Origin of the sequence: Myxococcus sp. CA039A (assembly GCF_013336645.1) — a bacterium.
Taxonomy (GTDB): Bacteria; Myxococcota; Myxococcia; order Myxococcales; family Myxococcaceae; genus Myxococcus; species Myxococcus llanfairpwllgwyngyllgogerychwyrndrobwllllantysiliogogogochensis.
This window is the reverse complement of the sequence record NZ_JABUMQ010000219.1, coordinates 1-19,035: the sequence shown is the minus strand read 5'-3', so window position 1 is coordinate 19,035 and position 19,035 is coordinate 1. Positions and strand designations below refer to the sequence as shown.

The 19,035-nt window shown below is 69.3% G+C and carries 19 protein-coding genes; 7 read left to right on the top strand and 12 right to left on the bottom strand.

Translation table 11 applies throughout. The features are described from left to right. Positions 1–40 precede the first annotated feature (40 nt). The 3 genes from HR086_RS30805 to rimP form a co-directional block, all read right to left on the bottom strand. Positions 41–259, bottom strand: a complete 219-nt coding sequence (locus tag HR086_RS30805) for a YlxR family RNase P modulator (protein ID WP_246137650.1) — start codon at positions 257–259, stop codon at positions 41–43. Positions 260–350: 91 nt separating this feature from the next. Beyond that, positions 351–2,051: a transcription termination factor NusA gene (nusA, locus tag HR086_RS30800; RefSeq protein WP_141647290.1), complete on the bottom strand. Its 1,701-nt coding sequence runs from the start codon at positions 2,049–2,051 to the stop codon at positions 351–353. Positions 2,052–2,112: 61 nt separating this feature from the next. Then, positions 2,113–2,598, bottom strand: coding sequence for a ribosome maturation factor RimP (rimP, locus tag HR086_RS30795; protein ID WP_141647291.1), 486 nt, complete (start codon positions 2,596–2,598; stop codon positions 2,113–2,115). 209 nt (positions 2,599–2,807) lie between these two features. On the opposite strand from rimP, the gene HR086_RS30790 reads away from it, so the two are divergent. The 6 genes from HR086_RS30790 (at position 2,808) to HR086_RS30765 (ending at position 9,116) form a co-directional block, all read left to right on the top strand. Next, positions 2,808–3,611 carry a carbon-nitrogen hydrolase family protein gene (locus HR086_RS30790; protein WP_174464352.1) on the top strand — a complete coding sequence of 268 codons (804 nt, stop codon included), beginning with the start codon at positions 2,808–2,810 and terminating at the stop codon, positions 3,609–3,611. A 60-nt stretch (positions 3,612–3,671) separates the two neighbouring features. Continuing rightward, on the top strand, positions 3,672–4,121 hold the full coding sequence (locus HR086_RS30785; protein WP_141647293.1) for a FecR family protein: 450 nt from the start codon (positions 3,672–3,674) through the stop codon (positions 4,119–4,121). After that, positions 4,118–5,017, top strand: coding sequence for a peptidoglycan-binding protein LysM (locus HR086_RS30780; protein WP_174458117.1), 900 nt, complete (start codon positions 4,118–4,120; stop codon positions 5,015–5,017). Before HR086_RS30785 ends, HR086_RS30780 begins: the two co-directional genes overlap by 4 nt. Before the next feature lie 19 nt (positions 5,018–5,036). Continuing rightward, positions 5,037–6,743 carry an HD domain-containing phosphohydrolase gene (locus HR086_RS30775; RefSeq protein WP_174458118.1) on the top strand — a complete coding sequence of 569 codons (1,707 nt, stop codon included), beginning with the start codon at positions 5,037–5,039 and terminating at the stop codon, positions 6,741–6,743. Between the two features lie 71 nt (positions 6,744–6,814). Then, the gene (locus HR086_RS30770) at positions 6,815–7,156 is read left to right on the top strand and encodes a DUF971 domain-containing protein (RefSeq protein ID WP_174464353.1); all 342 of its coding nucleotides are present in this window, start codon (positions 6,815–6,817) and stop codon (positions 7,154–7,156) included. Positions 7,157–7,181: 25 nt separating this feature from the next. Continuing rightward, positions 7,182–9,116, top strand: a complete 1,935-nt coding sequence (locus HR086_RS30765) for a protein kinase (protein WP_174467423.1) — start codon at positions 7,182–7,184, stop codon at positions 9,114–9,116. 52 nt (positions 9,117–9,168) lie between these two features. Here the strand turns inward: HR086_RS30765 and HR086_RS30760 are convergent, their stop codons facing one another. From HR086_RS30760 to HR086_RS30740, 5 genes are all read right to left on the bottom strand, one after another. Beyond that, a complete protein-coding gene (locus HR086_RS30760; protein WP_174467422.1) occupies positions 9,169–9,702 on the bottom strand; it encodes a ClpXP protease specificity-enhancing factor SspB in 534 nt (177 codons plus the stop codon). A 32-nt stretch (positions 9,703–9,734) separates the two neighbouring features. Beyond that, positions 9,735–10,226: an SsrA-binding protein SmpB gene (smpB, locus tag HR086_RS30755; RefSeq protein WP_141647299.1), complete on the bottom strand. Its 492-nt coding sequence runs from the start codon at positions 10,224–10,226 to the stop codon at positions 9,735–9,737. Positions 10,227–10,242: 16 nt separating this feature from the next. Further along, positions 10,243–11,097, bottom strand: a complete 855-nt coding sequence (panC, locus tag HR086_RS30750) for a pantoate--beta-alanine ligase (protein ID WP_174467421.1) — start codon at positions 11,095–11,097, stop codon at positions 10,243–10,245. Positions 11,098–11,099: 2 nt separating this feature from the next. Beyond that, entirely contained in the window at positions 11,100–12,026 is a 927-nt protein-coding gene (gene panB, locus HR086_RS30745; protein WP_174467420.1) for a 3-methyl-2-oxobutanoate hydroxymethyltransferase, read from the bottom strand. 165 nt (positions 12,027–12,191) lie between these two features. After that, positions 12,192–12,836, bottom strand: coding sequence for a deoxynucleoside kinase (locus HR086_RS30740; RefSeq protein WP_174458122.1), 645 nt, complete (start codon positions 12,834–12,836; stop codon positions 12,192–12,194). A 227-nt stretch (positions 12,837–13,063) separates the two neighbouring features. Between HR086_RS30740 and HR086_RS30735 the strand changes: the two genes are divergently transcribed. Continuing rightward, positions 13,064–13,345, top strand: a complete 282-nt coding sequence (locus HR086_RS30735; RefSeq protein WP_141647303.1) for a hypothetical protein — start codon at positions 13,064–13,066, stop codon at positions 13,343–13,345. Between the two features lie 31 nt (positions 13,346–13,376). Here HR086_RS30735 and rsmA read toward each other — a convergent pair whose 3' ends face one another. The 4 genes from rsmA to HR086_RS30715 all read right to left on the bottom strand — a co-directional run. Next, positions 13,377–14,258 carry a 16S rRNA (adenine(1518)-N(6)/adenine(1519)-N(6))-dimethyltransferase RsmA gene (gene rsmA / locus HR086_RS30730; RefSeq protein WP_174458123.1) on the bottom strand — a complete coding sequence of 294 codons (882 nt, stop codon included), beginning with the start codon at positions 14,256–14,258 and terminating at the stop codon, positions 13,377–13,379. Between the two features lie 14 nt (positions 14,259–14,272). After that, complete coding sequence (gene tsaD / locus HR086_RS30725) at positions 14,273–15,268, bottom strand: tRNA (adenosine(37)-N6)-threonylcarbamoyltransferase complex transferase subunit TsaD (RefSeq protein WP_174467419.1); 996 nt, start codon at positions 15,266–15,268, stop codon at positions 14,273–14,275. 57 nt (positions 15,269–15,325) lie between these two features. Next, entirely contained in the window at positions 15,326–18,043 is a 2,718-nt protein-coding gene (locus HR086_RS30720; protein WP_174464359.1) for a response regulator, read from the bottom strand. 215 nt (positions 18,044–18,258) lie between these two features. Then, positions 18,259–19,035, bottom strand: a 777-nt coding sequence (locus tag HR086_RS30715; RefSeq protein WP_174467418.1) for a J domain-containing protein, incomplete at its 5' end; no start/stop codon positions are given.

Below are 19,035 nucleotides of genomic sequence, written 5' to 3'. Positions count from 1 at the left end.
CCCCAACACCCCTCCGCCCTCATGGCGCAGGCTCCTATGCCTACCCGAGCTGCGACGGGTCTACCAACCCCGCCTTCCCGCGAAAGGCCCGACCAAACGCCTTCCGCTTCAGCGCTGCCGTCATACAACCGACACCGCACAGGTAGGCGCCCCGTCCGGGCAGCCGCCGCTCCCTGTCCACCACGACAGCGCCCCCAGGCCCTATCACGAACCGGGTGAGCTCCGCCTGCGGTCGCTTGGACCCGCATCCGACGCACATCCGGACCGGGCCTGACCGCGCGCTCTGCTCCGCTGGTACCAAGCGACCTGCTGGGCGCCCCACATCCCCTCTCCTCTTCACTCTTCCTAGCTTACGGCGACTTGGTGGCTTCCGCGCCACCGTCCAGGGTCGCCGTCGTAATACCGCGCTCGGCGTTCAGCTCCGTGCGCAGCTTGGCCTCCTCCACGAGGTAGTTTTCCGCCGCGCTCTTGAGCTGGCGGGCCTTCTTGATGCCCACACCCGGAACGTCGCCCAGCTTCGCCAGGTCCTTCTCGTTGGCGATGTCCTCCACCGTGCGGTAGCCGGACGCCACGAGCTGTTCGATGGTCTTCTCGCCAACGCCGCGCACGCGAGCCATGCGCTCGGTCTGGGACAGCTCGTCGGGGTGGCGGCGCGCCTCGGCCAGCCGGGCCTGCTCCCTTTCATAATCCATGCGGGACAGCTCCGCCTGGTCTTCCACCATGCGCCTGCGGGCCTCCTCCTGCATGGAGGGGACACGGGCGGGGTCCACACCGGGGATCTGCGCCAGCATCTCCGCGTTGGCCTCCGCCACGTCCCGGGCCTGCCGGAAGCCGTGGGCGTAGAGCGTCTCCACCAGCATCTCGTTGACGCCCGGCAGCGCACCCAGCGAGCGACTGGCGAACTCGCGCATCTCGCGCACGCGGCTCTCGCTGTTGATGTCCAGCTTCCAGCCCGTCAGCTGGGCCGCCAGGCGCACGTTCTGTCCGCGCCGGCCAATGGCCAGGCTGAGCTGGTCGTCCGGGACGATGAGCTCCATGGCGTGGTTGGCCTCGTCGATGATGACGCGGCTGACCTCCGCGGGCGCCAGCGCCGAGCACACGAAGCGCGCCGGGTCTTCATCGTACGGGACGATGTCGATCTTCTCCCCGCGCAGCTCCTGCACCACCGCCTGCACGCGGCTGCCCTTCATGCCCACGCACGCGCCCACCGGGTCCACGTCCGAGTCGCGGCTGGAGACGGCGATCTTCGCGCGGCCACCCGGCTCACGCGCGGCCGCCTCGATGACGACGATGCCCTCGGCGATTTCGGGCACCTCCATCTCGAACAGCTTGGTGAGCAGGTTCACGGAGGCGCGGCTGAGGACGATCTGCGGGCCCTTGGACTCGCGCAGCACGTCCAGCACGTAGGCCTGGACGCGGTCGCCGGGGCGGTACGTCTCTCGCGGGACCTGCTCGCGCACCGGCAGCACGGCCTCGGCGCGGCCCAGGTCCACGATGATGTTGCCGCGCTCGAACCGGCGGGCGATGCCGGTGACGATCTCGTTCTTGCGGTCCTTGTACTCGTTGAAGACGTTCTCGCGCTCCGCGTCCCGCGTGCGCTGCAGGATGACCTGCTTGGCCGTCTGCGCGGCGATGCGGCCGAAGCCGCGGCGGAAGGTCTTCAGCCGGAGGATGTCGCCGTACTGGTCGTCCTGGGCCTTGGCCTCGTTGGCGTCCTCGTCCCGGTAGAAGATCTGGAAGACGAGCTCGTCGCCGGGCTCCACTTCCATGCCCTTCTTGTGCGACTCGGTCAGGTTGATCTGATTGACCGCTTGAACCGGGTCGGTGATCTCCTCGACCACGGTGATGGCCTGGAACAGCTCCACCACGCCCTTGTCCGCGTCGTACTTGGCCTCGAGGTTGCGGTCCTGGCCAAAGTGCTTCTTGGCCGCGGTCTTCATCGCATCCTCGAGGGTGGCAATCAGCACAGCCCGGTCGATGCCCTTGTCCTTGGCGACCTGGTCCAGGACAAGGTTGAGGTTGACGGTCGGGTTGGCTTGTTGCGTAGGCATTGTCTTCTCCTGAATGGGTCCACGGGCCCCCCGCGCGGCAGGGTGCCCTGTATGTCGACGTCTAGAACTCGAACTCCAGGTTCGCCTTGGCGATGTCCTTGAAGAGGATGTGGAAGGTTCCGGCACCTTCCACCTCCACCGAGATACTGTCGCCCGCCACCCCGGTCAGCGTGCCAGTGAAGCTCTTTCGCGGCGGCTCGCCCACCGGCCCGAACGTCTTCACTTTCACCTTCTGCCCCTGAACTTGCGCGAAGTGGGTCGGCTTCCTCAACGGCCGGTCCACCCCGGGGCTGGAGACCTCCAGGCTGTACTCGTGGGGAATGAAGTCCTCCACGTCCAGCACCGGGTCCACCGCGCGGGACACCTGACTGCACTCGTCCAGTCCCACCCGGCCCCCTGGCTTGTCGATGAAGAGCCGCAACACCCAGCCCTCGCGTTCCCGGATGAACTCCAGGTCCACGAGCTCCAGGCCCTCGCCCGCAACGAGGGGCTCGAGCACCGAAAGGGCCCGTTCCTCCACCGTCTGCTTGAGGTTCTTCTCCGACATAACTGGGAAACCAGGCTCCAAAAACGCGAAAAGCGGGCACGGCGGCCCACTTTTCGAGGTGCACATCGAAAAATGTCGGGCGCGTCCGTAACACACGCCCCAGCGGGGTGTAAAGGAAGGACGCTCCCTCTCGGGTCCCGTGAAACCTGGCCAACAGGGCAAGGAATTCCCAGGGGTTCCGCGTGCCGGGCGGGCGTTATAACGCGCCCATGCACCTCATCGCCGCCGCCCAGATGGTGTCCACCGCGGACAAGGCCCACAACGTGGAAGTCGCCACCCGGCTCGTCCGGCGCGCCTGCGACCTGGGCGCCCGCCTGGTGGGACTGCCAGAGAACTTCTCCTGGATGGGACCCGAGCCAGAAAGGCAGGGCGCGGCGGAGGGCCTGGATGGCCCCACCCTCGCCCGGATGGCGGAGCTGGCGCGCGAGCGGAAGGTGACGCTCCTGGCGGGCAGCGTCCTGGAGACCGGCGCCCCTGGCGGGCGGCTCTACAACACCAGCGTCCTCTTCGGCCCGGATGGCGAGCGGCGGGCCGTCTACCGGAAGATGCACCTGTTCGACGTCGAGGTGGGGGATGGTGCGACCTATCAGGAGTCCGCGGCGGTGGCGCCGGGGACGGAGGTCGTCGCGGCGGACACGGAGGTGGGTCGGCTGGGGCTCTCGGTTTGCTATGATTTGAGATTCCCTGAACTGTACCGCCGGCTGTCCAAGGACGGGGCGACGCTGCTGGCGGTTCCGGCGGCCTTCACGATGATGACGGGCAAGGACCACTGGGAGGTGCTGCTGCGGGCGCGCGCCATCGAAAACCAGGCGTACGTGCTGGCGCCCGCCCAGGGCGGCAGGCATTCGGCGCAACGGCAGACGTATGGCCACGCCATGGTGGTGGACCCCTGGGGGTTGGTGACGGCGAGGGCGTCGGAGGGCGAGGGCCTGGCCGTCGCGCCGGTGGACCTGGAACTCCAAGCGCGCATCCGTCGCGACCTCCCCTGCCTGCGACACCGCCGATTGGACTAGCCTGGGGGAACCTGATTTCCGGACGGTCCCCTTCTCGTGAATGGTCGACGTTGGCTTCCCATGCTGCTCGCGCTCGCGCTCCCGGCTTCGCCGCTCGGCTGCACCGCCGAGGACGCGCCCGCCGTGCCCACGACGTCCACGACTCCGGCGCCCGTGCCCCGCGCGCACCTGCGAGGGTTGAAAGGGAACGTCCAAATCAAACGCTCCATCGCCGACGAGTGGAGCACCGCCAGCGACGGCGTCCCCTTGTTCGAGAACGACAAGGTGCGCACCGAGGCGGGCGCGGGCGCGGACCTCGTCTTCAGCGGCAACGGGAGCATGGTGCACCTGGGCGGTGACTCGCTCATTGGAATCGCGGAGACGCGTCCGAGGCCGGGCCGTCCGCGCACGGACCTGACGGTGCTGCGAGGCCGCATCGACGCGGAGCTGGAGCGCCCCTCCACGCAGTCGCTCTCCGTCAACACGCCCGCGGCCACCATCCAGGCAGGAAGGGAGATTGTCTTCCAATGAAGACGGCACTGCTCCTGCTCGCGTGGCTGAGCGCCGCGCCCCCGGACACCACCGTGGTGGGCCCCCAGGAGTCCCTGCGGGAAGTGGCCGAGCGCGTGCTCGGAGACGCGAACGCCACCGCGGAGCTGCGCGCCCTCAACAGCCTGTCCTCGGATGCCGTCGCGCCGGGCACGCGGCTGAAGCTCCCCGGTCAGGAGCGGGGGCTGGCCCTCAAGGCCCTGGAGACGGCGCGCACCCTCGTCGCACAGGCGAAGGGCACCGGAGTCCTGCCGGAAGCGGAGGCACGGCTGAGTGAAGCCGAGGTCTACTTCCGCACCGCGCGTTATGCGCAGGCGTCCGAGGCGGCCAACGCGGCCGGGACGATGGTGTCAGGGGGGCGAGCGCCCCACCCTTCCACCTTCAGCGTGCACGTGGAGCCGGACGCGGGCACCACCACCGTCAGCGTCACCCGAGGCCCCCCCGTCCGCGTGGAGGCCGAGGGCGTCACGCGGCCCGTCGCCCCAGGTGAAACCGTGCTCGTGGAGAAGGGACGACCTCCCGTAGTCCCTGCCACGCCGCTCGCGCCCCCCCAGCCCGAGCAGCCCGAACAGGGCGCGGTGCTGAAGCGACGCGCGGACGCGAAGGGACACCTGGGTCCGGTGAAGCTGACGTGGGCGGCGGTGACGGGCGTGGAGCGTTATGAGGTCGAAGTCGCCCGAGACACGCAGGGCGCGGCCGTCGTCACGCAGACGGCCACGTCGCCGGAGCTGAAGCTGCCAGTGCTGCCCGCGGGGCGTTACTGGTGGACGGTGCGGGCGGTGGGCGCCTCGGGCCGGTCCGAGCCGTCGGTGGTCCGTCGGTTCGAGCTCGTCCCCGAGCGACTCAAACTCGAAGTCCAGAAGGGCCAGTGGCAGTAGTCCCTGGAGGAGTCGCCCCGTGCGCCTGTTCAAAGCCATCCTCCTGTTGATGCTCGTGGTGAGCATCGTCCCCACGCTGATGGTGGGGTGGCTGTCCGTCACACATACCCGCGAGCTGCTGGTGCGCGACGCGCAGGAGCTGGCGCAGGAGCGCGTGAAGCAGCTGCGCCTCAAGGCCGAAATCTTCCTGGGCGAGCCCACCGAGGCCGTCATGGGCCTGGCCCGCGTTCCGGACTTCTTCGGCTTGCCCCTGGAAGCACAGCAGACGCACCTGGCCTCGGTGCTCTCTCAGCGACGCGAAGTGCTGGCCCTCACCGTCTTCGGCCCGGATGGGAAGCGACTCCCCGGACTCCAGGCCTTCTCGCGTCACGACGTGCCGCCCACCGCGCTCGCCTCGCACGAGGAGCGCGGTCGCGCGCTGCTCGAGGGCGGCATGGAGGGGCCTCGCTACTCCGACGTGGTGGCGACCGGCGGCGGTGGGCCGGTGGTGACGCTGGCGTTCCCCGTGGGCGAACCGGTGAAGGGCTTCATCACCGCGGACCTGTCCCTGGCGGGCCTGCGACAGATGCTGGAGCAGGAGCGCGTGGGCAGCACGGGCTTCGCGTACCTGTCGGACCATCGCGGCCACCTCGTCGTCGGCGGAGGCGGCGTGGCGGCACTGGGCGGAGATGTCTCCCAGCGCAGCCCCGTGGCGCACCTGCTGCGGCAGTTGGCCAGCACGCCCGACGCGGAGCTGTTCCACGTGGGCAACTTCGGCGAGGGCCGCGACGCGGTGGTGGCGGCATACACCGTGCTGCCCGAGACGGGCTGGGCCATCGTCTCCGAGCAGCCGGTGGAGCACGCCTATCGCCAGGTGGAGACGATGGAGCGCCGCATCCTCCTGGGGCTGGGCGCGGCCATCCTCGTCGCCCTGGTGATGGCGGCCCTCTTCTCGCGCAACCTCACGCGCCCCCTGAAGGTCTTCACCGACGGCGCCCTGGAGCTGGCGCGCGGGAAGTTCGGCGTGGAGGTGAAGATTCCGCAGAAGAACGAGGTGGGCGAGCTGGCCCAGACGTTCAACTACATGAGCAAGCAGCTGCTCGCGTACGACATGGAGAACCGCGGCCTCTACGAGAGCCTGGAGAAGGGCTATCTCGAGACCATCGTCGCGCTGGCCAACTCCATCGACTCCAAGGACGCGTACACGCGCGGCCACAGCCAGCGGGTGGGCGACCTGTCAGTGGAGATTGGCCGGGAGCTGAACCTCACCGAGCGCGAGCTGCGACAGCTCCAGTACGGCGGCATCCTCCACGACATCGGCAAGATTGGCATCGTCGAGTCCATCCTCTGCAAGCAGACGAAGCTGACGGACCAGGAGATGGCCATCATGCGCGAGCACCCGGCCATCGGCGACGCCATCATCGGCCCGGTGAGCTTCCTGGGCGCGGTGCGCGCGTGCGTGCGCCACCACCACGAGCGATGGGACGGCACGGGCTATCCCGACAAGCTCCGGGGCGACGACATTCCCCTGCTGGCCCGCATCGTCGCCTGCGCGGACACCTTCGACGCCTGCACCTCCACCCGCCCGTACCAGAAGGCCATGCCGCTGGAGAAGGCGATGGAGATTCTCGACAGCCTCACCGGCGCGCAGCTGGACCCGCAGGTGGTGGCGGCCCTGCAACGGGTGGTGGCCAAGAAGGGCGTGCGGCTGGAAGGCCACCGGCTGCCCGTCAAGCTCGCCTCGTGAGTCGCGCGCCCCCCGACCCGGAAGGATGCTAGGGAGGGCGCACCGCTGTTGAGATTTCGAAAGGTGCAACGTTGAGCTTCTGGGACCGCATCAAACCCTCGACTCCCTCCGCCACCGCGACGGACGCCCGCCTGTCACCCGACGGCTCCCACCTGGAGCTGACGTGGGACGACGGCACGAAATCGGGCGTCTCCGCACAGGCGCTGCGTCAGCAGTGCCCCTGCGCTGGCTGCGTGGACGAGTGGACGAACCAGCGCACGCTGGACCAGACCAAGGTGCCCGCGGACCTGCGCGTCAAGCAGGTTCACCCGGTGGGCAACTACGCGCTGACCTTCGCCTTCAGCGATGGCCACACCACCGGCATCTACCCCTGGAAGCTGCTGCGCGACCTCACCCAGCCCCCCACCGCCTGAGAGCGACTGCCCCGGAGAGCCCGCCGTGAACGAACGCTATCGGCTCGTCAGGCCCCTGGCCTCCGGAGGCATGGCGGAGCTGTTCCTCGGCGTGGCCCGGGGCGCGGAGGGCTTCGAGCGCACCGTCGCAATCAAGCGGATCCTCCCGCACCTGGCCCAGGAGCCCGACATCGCGCGGATGTTCCTGGCCGAGGCCCGACTCGCCACACAGTTGCAGCACCAGAACATCGCCACCGTGTTCGACGTGGGCGAGAGTCCCTCGGGCCTCTTCCTGGTGATGGAGCTGGTGGACGGGTGGGATTTGGGCGTGTTGCTGCGCCTCGCCGCGCGGCAGCGACAGCGCTTTCCTCCGCACCTCGCGGCCTTCGTCACGCTCCAGGCGCTCGCGGGCCTGCACCACGCCTACCGCAAGCTCCACGAGGGTCGTCCACTGTTGGTGGCGCACCGGGACGTGTCTCCGTCCAACATCCTCGTGTCCCGCGAGGGCGAGGTGAAGGTGACGGACTTCGGCATCGCGCGGTTCAACGGTGCGTCCTTCACCGAACCGGGGCTCTTCAAGGGCAAGGAAGCCTACAGCGCCCCCGAGGTCCTCCAGGGAGAGCCCGCCACCGCGCTGAGCGACCAGTTCTCCCTGGGCATCGTCTTCCATGAGCTGCTCACCGGCGCGCATCCCTTCGCGGCCACGTCGCAACCGGGCTCCGTCGCGGTGGCCATCGTCTCGCGGGAGGTGCCGCCGCTACCACCGGACGTGCCCGCGCCGCTCGCCGCCGCGGTGCAGCGCATGATGGCCCGCGCGCCCGAGGCTCGCTTTGCCTCGCCGGAGGCCGTGGCAGAGGTGCTCGCGCGGTGGCTCGCCCGGTCGGGTGAACCCGCGACCGCGCATGCCCTCACCGCCTTCCTGTCCACGCTGCCCTTGCCCCCCACGCTGAAGGAGCAGGGCGCAACAGCCAGCGACGTGTCTTCGGAAGCTGCCCCGTCGATGTCGCTCGCTCCGGAAGCGCCTCCCTTCTCGTCGGAGGCGGACGAGTCCTCGGAGCTGGCGGGTATCGAGCTGAGCTCAAGTGGACGGCTCATCCACCGCTGTGTTCGCTGTGGCTCACCGTTGTCCGCGCCTCGCGCGCCCTGCGCCGTCTGTGCCGCACGGCTCGCACCACCGGCCCCGGGCGCGTTCTCGACTCCGGACGAGCATGGCTCCGGGTTTCTCGCGGCGGATGCATTTCCCTCCTTCGGGGATGAGTCCTCGCACGCGCCCGCGTCTCAGGGCGCTCCCAGCCATTCGAAGGGGAGCCACGCTCCACCCCCCGCTCGTGGCCCTTCGCCCGGAAACGTCGCCGCGCCGCCTGCACCGGTCGCCAAGACGAAGCTCTACGGGACGACACCTCCGGGGCCTCAAGGCAGCGCCGTGGTCGGAGTATCTGCCGCCTCCGCGCGGCGTCCCCCGCCGCAACCTGTTCTTCGAGAGGCGGCCTCCGGCACGCAGTCCCTCGCCGACAGCATCGAAGGCGCACCGCGCAGGCCCTCGGCGCCGAGCGTGCTTCGCGCGGGCCCGGAGGCCCTGGAGCTGGAAGAACGCGCTCCGCGTCCGGAGAGCACCTTTGACGCGGTGCCCGCCTCCAGCGTCCCGAAACGCTGGGGTCGATATGTCATCGCGCTCGTGGGCCTCGCGGCGGCGGTGGGCGGCAGCGTGTGGCTCTGGCCCCACCGCACCCAACTCACGGGGCGACTCCTGGCCAGCGTGAATCAGCCCATGGCCGCGCCCGTGCTCATGCTCATGAGCGAGCCCTCGGGTGCGACGGTGCTGGTGGACGACAAGCCCGTGGGGACGACGCCCCTCGCGCTCGACAACCTGTATCCGGCGGGCCCCGTCTCCGTGCAGGTACGCCACAAGGGCTACCGCACCTGGAAGGGCACCTTCCCCGGAGCCAAGGCCGCGCAGCTCGAAGTGAAGCTGCAGCGCTGAGGAGCATCACCCCGCGCGGGCCACGCCGTGTCGCGTGGCCCACAAGGTTCGCTCACTTCACCAGACGCAGATGACTCCGACGCGGCGGAGGCGAGTCGTCCTTCGGCCCTTCGGGCGGCGGGACTTCCGACGGAGGCGGAGGCGATGGCGCCACCTCATCCACGGGCTCGGTGGGCACTTCGCGCAGGAAGGTGCGCGGACGCTCGGCGGCCACGGGGACGGGGAGCGGCTGCGGCGGAGGACGCGCGGCGGCGGGCTGCTGAAGCAGCTCTGGCGGCATGTCCTCCATGTACATCCACGACTCCTTCGTCACGTGGCTGGCGATGGCGAACAGCGCCGACCACGGCACCGCCACCGTGAAGCGCGAGCCCGAGAAACTCAACGTGCAACGCACACCCCACTCGCCCACCGTGAGGTCCGGTGGGTCGAAGCGGTACGAAAGGTTGAGGCGCAGATGGGCCTCTCCCCGGAGTGATGCGGGAACGAGCACGCCCGGCCTTCGCGCGTCCAGGTGGATCATCACCATCCCCTGGTCCAGCGAGGCGAGCAGCCGCTCCTTCTTGTCCAAATCCTTCGTGTCGTCCATCCGGTGTACGGCGGAGAGAAATGCGGGCGCGCTCAACGACGGCGCACGGCCCGGTCCATCTCCCGCTTCGTCTCCCGTTCCTTGATATCGTGGCGTCTGTCTTCGTGTGTCTTGCCCCGACAGAGCCCCAGCTCCACCTTGGCGCGCCCCTGCTTGAAATACAGCACAAGCGGGATGATGGAATAACCACGCTCCCGCACCTTGGTGGTCCACCGGTCAATCTCCGCCCGGTGCATCAGCAGCTTCCGGCCGCGCGTGGGCAGATGGTCGAACACACTGGCGGACTTGTAGGAACCGATGTGGGCATTGAGCAAGAACAGCTCACTGCCCTTGGGCAGGGCGTACGCGTCCGAGAGGTTGGCCTCTCCTTGTCGCAGCGACTTCACCTCGCTTCCCGTCAGCTCCAGACCGGCTTCCACCTTTTCGTCCACGGTGTAGTCGAAGCGCGCACGCCGGTTCTCGGCGACGACCTTGATTCCCTGCTCGCCGCCAGCCGGCCCCTTCGACTTTCCACCCGATGCCATACGTGTCCTGGGTCTCCTAACCGCCAAGCGCCATGTTGTCGATGAGGCGTGTATTGCCGCTGAAGGCCGCCACCAGCAGCCGAGCAGCCTGTCCGGGGGCCACCGACGCAAGCGGCGTGAGTCGCTGGGCGTCCACCAGCTCCACGTAGTCCTCGCGCAGCCCGGCGGACGACAGCTCATGCCGGACGGCGCCCGTCAGCGCCTCCGCATCCCGCCTGCCGCCCTGAAGCAGCGTCAGCGCGGCCCGGAGGCCTCGCGACAGGGACAGCGCTCGCTGCCGCTCCTCGGAGGACAGGTAGGCATTTCGGCTGCTCATCGCCAGCCCGTCGGGCTCGCGAACCGTCGGCATCCCGACGATGTCCGCGCCCAGGTGCAAGTCCCTGTTGAGCGCCCGGATGACTTGCAGCTGCTGGTAGTCCTTCTCCCCGAACAAGGCCGCTTCGGGCCGGAAGAGCGCCAGCAACTGGGTGACGATGGTGGCCACGCCCCGGAAATGCCCCGGGCGGCGGGCGCCACACAGCCCCTGGCTGACCTCCGTCACCTCGACGTAGGTCTCATAGCCGGGCGGGTACATGGCCTCGGGCACGGGCGCGAAGACGACGTCGGCGCCCGCTTCGCCACACTTGGACAGGTCGCCGTCGAAGTCGCGGGGATAACGCGAGAGGTCCTCACGGGGACCGAACTGGGTGGGATTGACGAAGATGGAGACGGCCACCACGTCGGCGCGACGGCGCCCCTCGCGGATGAGCGAGAGGTGCCCTTCGTGCAAGAAACCCATGGTGGGCACCAGCGCGAGCCGGCGCCCCTCACGGCGCAGCCCCGCCGCCCACGTCTTCACTTCATCCACGGTGCGGAGGACGGCGGGCGCCATGGCTAGACCGGAATCCCGTAGACGGGGCCGACCTTCTCCTCACCCTCGGCGGGAGATGCGACCTCACCCTCGAGGACCTTGCCCGTGCCCAGGGCCGCGGGGGCCACCAGGCGGATGCTCTTGCTCGCCTTGAACGAGTGGTCCTCGTCCGGGAACGCGCCCTGGCGGATCTCCGTGAAGAACGCGCCGGCGGCCTCGGTGATGGAGCCGTGCAGGTTGGCGTAGCGCTTGACGAACTTGGGCTTGAAGTCCGGGTTCATTCCCAAGAGGTCGTAACAGACGAGCACCTGTCCGTCGCAATAACGTCCCGCGCCAATGCCGATGGTGGGGATGCTCAGGCTCTGCGTAATCGTGCGCGCCAGCTCCAGCGGCACGCCCTCCAGCACCAGCGCGTAGGCGCCAGCGGCCTCCAGGGCGAGCGCGTCGTCGAGAATCTTGCGCGCCTGCTCCTCGTCACGGCCCTGGACGACATAGCCGCCCATCTTGTGGACCGACTGAGGCGTCAGCCCCAGGTGCCCCATGACGGGGATGCTGGCGCGGACGATGGCGCGGACGACGTCCGCGAACTCGGCGCCACCCTCCAGCTTCACGCTGCCCACGCCGCCTTCCGTCACCAGCCGGCCCGCGTTGCGGACGGCCTCGTGCGCGGAGACCTGGTAGCTCAAGAAGGGCAGATCTCCCACCACGTGCGCCCTCCTGGCGCCCCGGGTGACGGCCGCCGAGTGGTAGACCATCTGGTCCATCGTCACGGGCAGCGTGGAGTCATGTCCCTGGACGACCATGCCCAGCGAGTCACCGACGAGCAATACGTCCGCACCCGATTGGTCCAGGATGTGGGCGAACGTGGCGTCGTAAGCGGTGACCATGCAGATCTTCTGGCCGATCTGCTTGAAGCGCTTCAGCGAATGGATGGTGACCTTGTCCTTCACGGTTCACCTCCTGATGGGTGAGGGTGGATACGGCTCAAGCCGCTTCGCTGCCCCTCGCCGTCCCAGGAAGGGATCGCCGGAAGCCACGAAGTCGGCCCCAGCAGTCTAACGCCCCCAGGGCGCCCGTGGGACTTCATCAGCGGGCAACCCACCAGGAGCCCGAAATCAGGGCCGCCGGGATGCCTTGGGGAGGTAGTGCTGCGTCCCCGGCTTCGCCTTCCGGATGGCGGCGAGCAGGTCTTCCCGGTCCGCCTCGTTATTCACGAAATCAATATCCGACGTATCCACCACGAGGAGCGGCGTCTCCGTGTAGTGGAAGAAGAAGTTGTTGTACGCGTGGACGAGGCCCTCCAGGTACGTGGGGTCGAACTTGCGTTCGAACTCGCGGCCCCGCTTCTTGATGCGCTGGAGCAACACGTCCAGGCGGGCCTGGAGGTAGACGACGACGTCGGGCTTGGTGACGCGAGGCCCGAGCGCCTCGAAGACGCGCTCGTAGAGGGCCAGCTCGTGGGCGTCCAGGTTGAGGTGGGCGAAGATGCGGTCCTTGGCGAACAGGTAGTCGCTGACCGTGACGGAGCGGAAGAGGTCCTGCTGGAACAGCTCCTGCTGCTGCCGGAAGCGCGACAGGAGGAAGAAGATCTGCGTCTGGAACCCGAACTTCTGCCGGTCCGTATAGAAGTTGGAGAGGAAGGGGTTCTCCTCCACGACTTCAAGGACGCGCCGCGCGCTCAGCCGCTCCGAGAGGATGTTGGAGAGGCTCGTCTTTCCGACGCCAATGGGCCCCTCGACCACGATGTACCGGTAGTCCATCCGCCGAGGCCTCCCGACCCGGAATGCGCGGTGCGGCCCATGCCCGCCTCTGACGAGGACGCGGGGCCTCGCGTGGGGGCGCGGATAACACAACATGGCCGGATGGATCGGCAATTTTCCACGGCCTGGGCGATGACGGGAACCCCCAGCGCTCGCTTGACGCTGTGGGGGGCATCCCCTTACGGTCGCGCCGATTCCATGGTGTGTGCGCGGGGTGCCCTTCAGTCATGAGTGGAAGGCAGCGGGCGAAGACGGTGGTGCGGCTCGAAGAGGCCCGCCAGAGCGCCGCGCCCAAGGCACCGGCAGAGCAGCCTCCCGTGGAAGCAGACCCGCTCTACGGCGTGGTGCTGTTGAAGACGGCCCTGGAGCTGAAGCGGCGCAAGGACGGCACCGTGGAGGAAATCCTCCGCGACGTGCTGGCCCGCATGCGAATCCCGGAGGCGGAGTTTCGCGCGTTCCTGGAGCAACAGGGCGGGCTGCTCCAGGCCCTCGGAACGCGCTGCAGGTAGTCAGGCAGGCGGGCGAGTGCCCGCCCCTCCCCTACTCCTCCGCCCCACCCTCGTCGGACAGGTCCACCTTGGGCGTCACCGTGCCCGGAGCCACGGGGCCGAGCGCGCGCTCTATCGCGGCGAACTCCTCCGGCGCGAGCGTCTCCGCGCGGCGCATCGGGTCGATTCCCGCCGTCTCCAGCGCGGCCAGCATCACCGCGGGTGTGCCGAGCGACTTGTCGGACTTGAGCGAGTTGAGCAGCGTCTTGCGGCGCTGGGCGAACGACGCCTTCACCACGCGGGTGAAGCGCGCCTCGTCGATGATGGGCGCGCGCGGCGTCTTGCGGCGCGTGAGTGACAGCACCGCGGAGTCCACCTTCGGCGGCGGATGGAAACGCCACGCCTCCAACGTGAGGACATTCTCCGCGTCGAAGTGCAGCCCGAGCAGCACGGTGAGCAGGCCGTACTCGCGCGTGCCGGGCTCGGCGGCGAGCCGCTCCACCACTTCCTTCTGCAGCGTGAAGACGGCGCGCGAGACACGGGCTCGCTGCTCCAGCACGCGAAAGAGGATGGAGCTGGTGAGGTGATACGGGAGGTTGCCGGCGACGGCGACCTCGGGGGCTCCGGCGACCTCGGCGAAGTCCACGGTGGCGGCGTTGCCCGCCACCACGCGCACCCCGGGGATGGCCTCCTTCTCCAGCACCGTCACCATGTCCCTGTCCCGCTCCACCGCGGTGACGAGCGCACCGGTGGCGGCGAGGAAGCGGGTGAGGTGGCCCAGACCGGGCCCCAGCTCGACGACGGGCTCACCCGGGCGCAGGTTCAGCGCGTCCGCGATGGCCTCGAGGGCCTCCTCGTCTCCGAGGAAGTTCTGGCCCCAGCTGTACTTCGCGCGCAGGCCATGGCGCTTGAGGATGTCTCTGGGCGATTCCAACCGGGTGTCCTTGCTCACATGCGCCAGGCGGGGTCAGCCGCCAGACGGAAGTCTCCGCGCAGACCGCGGCGCCAGGCCTCATACCCCGCGACGGCGATCATCGCGCCATTGTCCGTGCACAACCGCACCGGCGGCAGGGACATGCGCAGCCCCCGCTCCTCGGCGCGCTGCTGACACAGCGCCCTCAGGCGCGAGTTGGCCGCCACGCCTCCGCACAGCACGAGGTTCCGGTGGCCCAGCCGACGCGCGGCGGCCACCAGCTTCTTCGACAGCACGTCCGCCACCGCCTCCTGGAACGAAGCGCACAAGTCGTTCAGCGCCTGTCCCTGGGGCACGCCGTGCTTCTGCACGTGGTGGAGCACCGCCGTCTTCAACCCGGAGAAGGACACGTCGAAGTTGTCCCCCGGCAGCGCGCGTGGGAAGCGGATGGCCGCCGGGTCACCCTTCTTCGCGAGCTCGTCGATGGGCTGTCCCCCCGGGTACGGCAACCCGAGGATGCGCGCCGTCTTGTCGTACGCCTCGCCCGCGGCGTCATCGCGCGTGCTGCCCACCAGCTTGTAGTGGCCGAACGCCTGAACGTCGTAGAGGCTGGTGTGTCCGCCCGAGACGACGAGGCCGAGGAACGGCGGCTCCGGTGCATCCTCGAGCAAGCGGATGGCCAGCAGGTGGCCCTCCAGGTGATTGGCGCCGACGAAGGGCTTGCCGGTGGCGAGGCTCAACCCCTTGGCCACCTGGAGTCCCACCAGCAGCGCGCCGATGAGGCCCGGGCCGGAGGTGACGGCGATGAGGTCCACGTCGTCGAGCGTCTTCTGGGCGCGCGTCAGGGCCTCGTGGATGACCGGCATCACCTGGACGATGTGGTTGCGGGAGGCCAGCTCCGGCACCACGCCGCCCCAGCGCCGGTGGATGTCCACCTGGGTGGAGACGACGTCCGACAGCACCCGCCGCCCGTCCTCCACGACGGCGGCGGCGGTCTCATCACAGGAGGTTTCCAGGCCGAGGACGAGCAAGGCGACTCACTTCACTTCCAGCAGGACGGGGAAGGTACCGGGAGGTCCGCCGCCCACTCAGTTGCCGAGCATCTTGAGCATCGCGCGGGCCTCGTTGGCGGATGCCCCCGAGGGTTCCAGCATCAAATACTTCTTGTAGGCGTCGGCCGCCTGGGAATTCTTCCCGATGGACTGGTAGGCCATGCCCAGCGACAGCCAGGCGCGCGAGTTCCGCTCGTCATCGCGCACGACCTCTATCAGCAGCTTCGTGGCCTCGCGGAAGGCCGCGTCCGACTCGAAGCCGTTGACCAGGGCGATGCCCAGTCCCGCCTTCGCCTCGGTGGAGCCCGGCTTGAAGAGCAGCGCCTTGCGGTAGAACGCCGCCGCGGACTTGTAGCGACTTCCGACGGTGGCGGACCGAGCCTGCTTGATGAGCCCCGCGTACTCCACCTCGGGGTCCACGGCGGGAGGAGGGGGCGTGCCGGAGTCGGCCACCGCGGGCGGCGCCTCCACCACGGCGGTGCCCGCGTCCGGCCCGGCGGCCACGGGCGTCTCGACAACGAGCGTGCCGGAATCCGTCGCGGTAGCGGGCGCCTCGACGACGGGGGTGCCGGAATCCGTCGCGGCGGCGGGCGCCTCGACGACGGGGGTGCCCGAGTCGGCCTCGGTGGGCACGGGCGGAACGACGTCCGAGCCCTGGGACGGAGGAGGCGTCTGGACGGTCCCCACCTTCGGCGGCTCGGGAGGCGGCGTGTCCTGCGGCTTCTCGCCTCGACCTCCGATGACGACCACCGCCGCCACCGCGCCGATGAGGGCCAGCGCCCCCGCGACGTAGAGCCCCGTGCGCTTGGGGCGAACGGGAGCCACGTCGGAGTCCGAGGAAGCAGGACTCGACGGTGTCACGGACGGCGTGGGCGACGCAGCGGCGGTGATGACGGGCGTCGGCGTCACCGGGGTGACCAGGGCCGGAGGCGGCGCGGACGGCGTCGGCGGCTCCTCGGGGATGACGGGCGCGACGACGGGGCGCTCGGGAACACCGTGCCCCGGGTACGGAGGAAGCGCGAGCTGCGGCGGCGCGGACGCGGGGACTTCCTCGACCTCCGCGATGGTGTCGACGTCGACGGTCGAGGACTCACCGCCGCTCACCAGCGTCACCTCGGAAGACGGAGGCGCGGGCGTCGGAGGCGGAACGGGCGGGAAGGGATTGGGCCCCACCGCCGCCCCACCGAAGATGGGGGCGCGCGGCGCGGGCGCGGGCTCCACGGCGGGAGCGCTCGATGACAGGGCGTGCGCCGAGGAACCCCCGTTTGTTCCGAAGCCTCGCGGGCCCGGCGACCACACCGAGCCCGGTCCCCAGGTCGTGGGCGCGCTGATGCCCTCCGTGTCCACTCGGCTCCAGTCGAGCAGCAGGCTGCGATGCGCATGCTCCACGGCGCGGTGGGCCGGCGGCGGCTCAACGAGGAAGGACGAGCCTTCCGCCACCACGGGCGGCAGCGTGGGCGCTTCGCCATCCGCATCCGCCGGGTCTTCGTATGCCGGGCCCTGGCGCTTGGGGCGCGCGTGGAAGACGACGACGTTGGCGGGCACCGCCGGCGCGGGAGCGAAGTGCTCCTCGGGCGGGGCCGTGACGGGCTCCTCCTCCACTCCCGCGGGCGGCGCGAGCACGCTGTGCGGCATGGCGCGCACGGCGGGCGGCTCCGGCTCTACGTGCGCGACGACGGCGGGCGGCTCCGGCTCCACGGGCGCGGCGACGGGGGCCTGCGGCGCGGGCTCCACGGGGGCGCTCGGCGGCGGGGCCGCGTTGAGCCACTGCTCGATGCCGGGCTTGGTGCTCTGCACCGGCTCCAGCGGCGCGTTGCCCAGCTCGCGGATGAGCCCCTCGAAGTACAGCTTGCTGATGATGCCCAGCGCGGCCAGGTCCTCGAAGTCCGAGTCCTCCACCACGCGGCTCAGCGCGCGCTTGCCGTCGAACAGGCGCAACAGCCCGTTCACCTCGTCCGGAATCTCCGAGAGGCGGTCGGCGAGCTGGTGGTAGTCGATCTCGAACACCGTCTCCAGCGGAGGCAGCTGCTCGAGCATTCGCCCCCACTCGTCGAGGCGCCGCATGCCCTCCATCAACAGGCCCTGCGTGGAGATCTCGATGCGCTCGGGCCGGTCCAGCGAGGTGAACTGGACGTCGAACTGGCCCTCGAAGGTGTTGAGCAGCCGGTAGAAGGCGTTCTCGCCCTTGAGCCGGCCCAGCTCCGCGTCGATGACGCGACCTTCCTTGAAGTAGACGGTGCCGGTGCGCTCGCCCTGGATGGAGATGACGCCCGTCTTGCGGCCAATCTCGAACGTCTGGACCAGGTCCACCACGCCCATGTCGGCGAGGCTGCCGGCGAAGCCACCCTTCGTCGTCTCCCGCTTTTCGATCCTCTCCTTCTCCGCCTTCTGGAGGATCATCTTCACGCGGGTGACGATCTCTTTGATGTAGATCGGCTTGGTCAGGTAGTCGTCGCCGCCAAGCTCCAGGCCGCGCACCTTGAACTCGACCGACTTCTGACTCGTCAGGAAGACGAACGGGATGAACTTGAAGCGCTCATCCGACTTGAGCGCCTTGCACAGCTCGAAGCCGTCCATCTCCGGCATCTTGGTGTCCGCGAGCACCAGATCCGGTGGGCTGATCTGCACCTTCTCGATGGCGTCCTTGCCGTGGATGGCCGTCGTCACGGAGAAGCCGGCCTTCTTCAGGCTGACCTCCATCACGCGAAGACTCTTCGCGTCCCCATCCACCAGGAGCAGGTGCTGCTTGGCCACGTTACTTGCCTTTCATCACGGAGGACGATTCGCGGAAGTGCCCGGCGCGGGGGAGCATCCTGCCCGCTTTCCAGGCATGTCAATGGGTTGGAGCGGCGGGGAAGCTGGCTGCCCCCCGTTCAACCAGGGGGTGCGAGCAGTCCCTGGAGGGTAGCGCGAGCCCCCGGCAGAGGCTCCCATCCGCCGGGGTAGGACTTGGGGCGCCAGAGGCGGCCTCAGCGGAAGAATCCCCCCTTCTTGGGTGGGTTCTTCTTCCGCATGTCGATCAGCCGCAGCTCCTGATTCGCCTCCAGGTGCTTGGAGTTGGAGCGGACCGCGTCCCGGAAGTAGCGCTCGGCCCGGTCCATGTCGCCCTCCACGCGGGCGATGACGCCCAGCTGGTAGTGGGCACGGTCACAGTTCGGGTCGGTGCGGACCGCATCCGCCATCATCTGCTTGGCCTTGGCCATGTCCGCCTTGCGCGCGGGGTCCATGTAGATGGCCCAGGCGCGCGCGGCCAGGTAGGTCGCCTTGGGGTCCAGCGCGTAGGCGCGCTCGTAGTGGTCCGACGCGGTGGTGAAGTCGCGCTTGCGGAAGTAGACCTCGCCCATCTTGTAGAGGTCGTCGGGGCTGCTCTCCGGCCGGCCCGGCGCGGGGCGGGACGACGAGCCTCCGGACTGGGGCGCCTTGGGCATCGACTGCTGGGCCTGGAGCGTCTGGATGTAGGCCTTGCGGCGGGCATCGTCGTAGAGGACCTCGTACGCCTCGCGGATGCCCTCGAAGACGGAGGTGATCTTCTGCGCGAGGTGCGGCAGCGTCGGCGGCAGGCGGTCCGGGTGGAAGACCTTGGCCAGGCTGAGGAAGGCGGCCTTGACCTGATCCCTCGTTGAGTCCTGGGAAACGCCCAGCACGTAGAAGTGGTCGCGGCGGGCCTGGATGTCGGCGAAGCGCTGCTCGATCTGCTGGGCGTGGCGCGCCTCGTCCGGCTTGGGGGGCTCGGAGGGGGCGGCGAC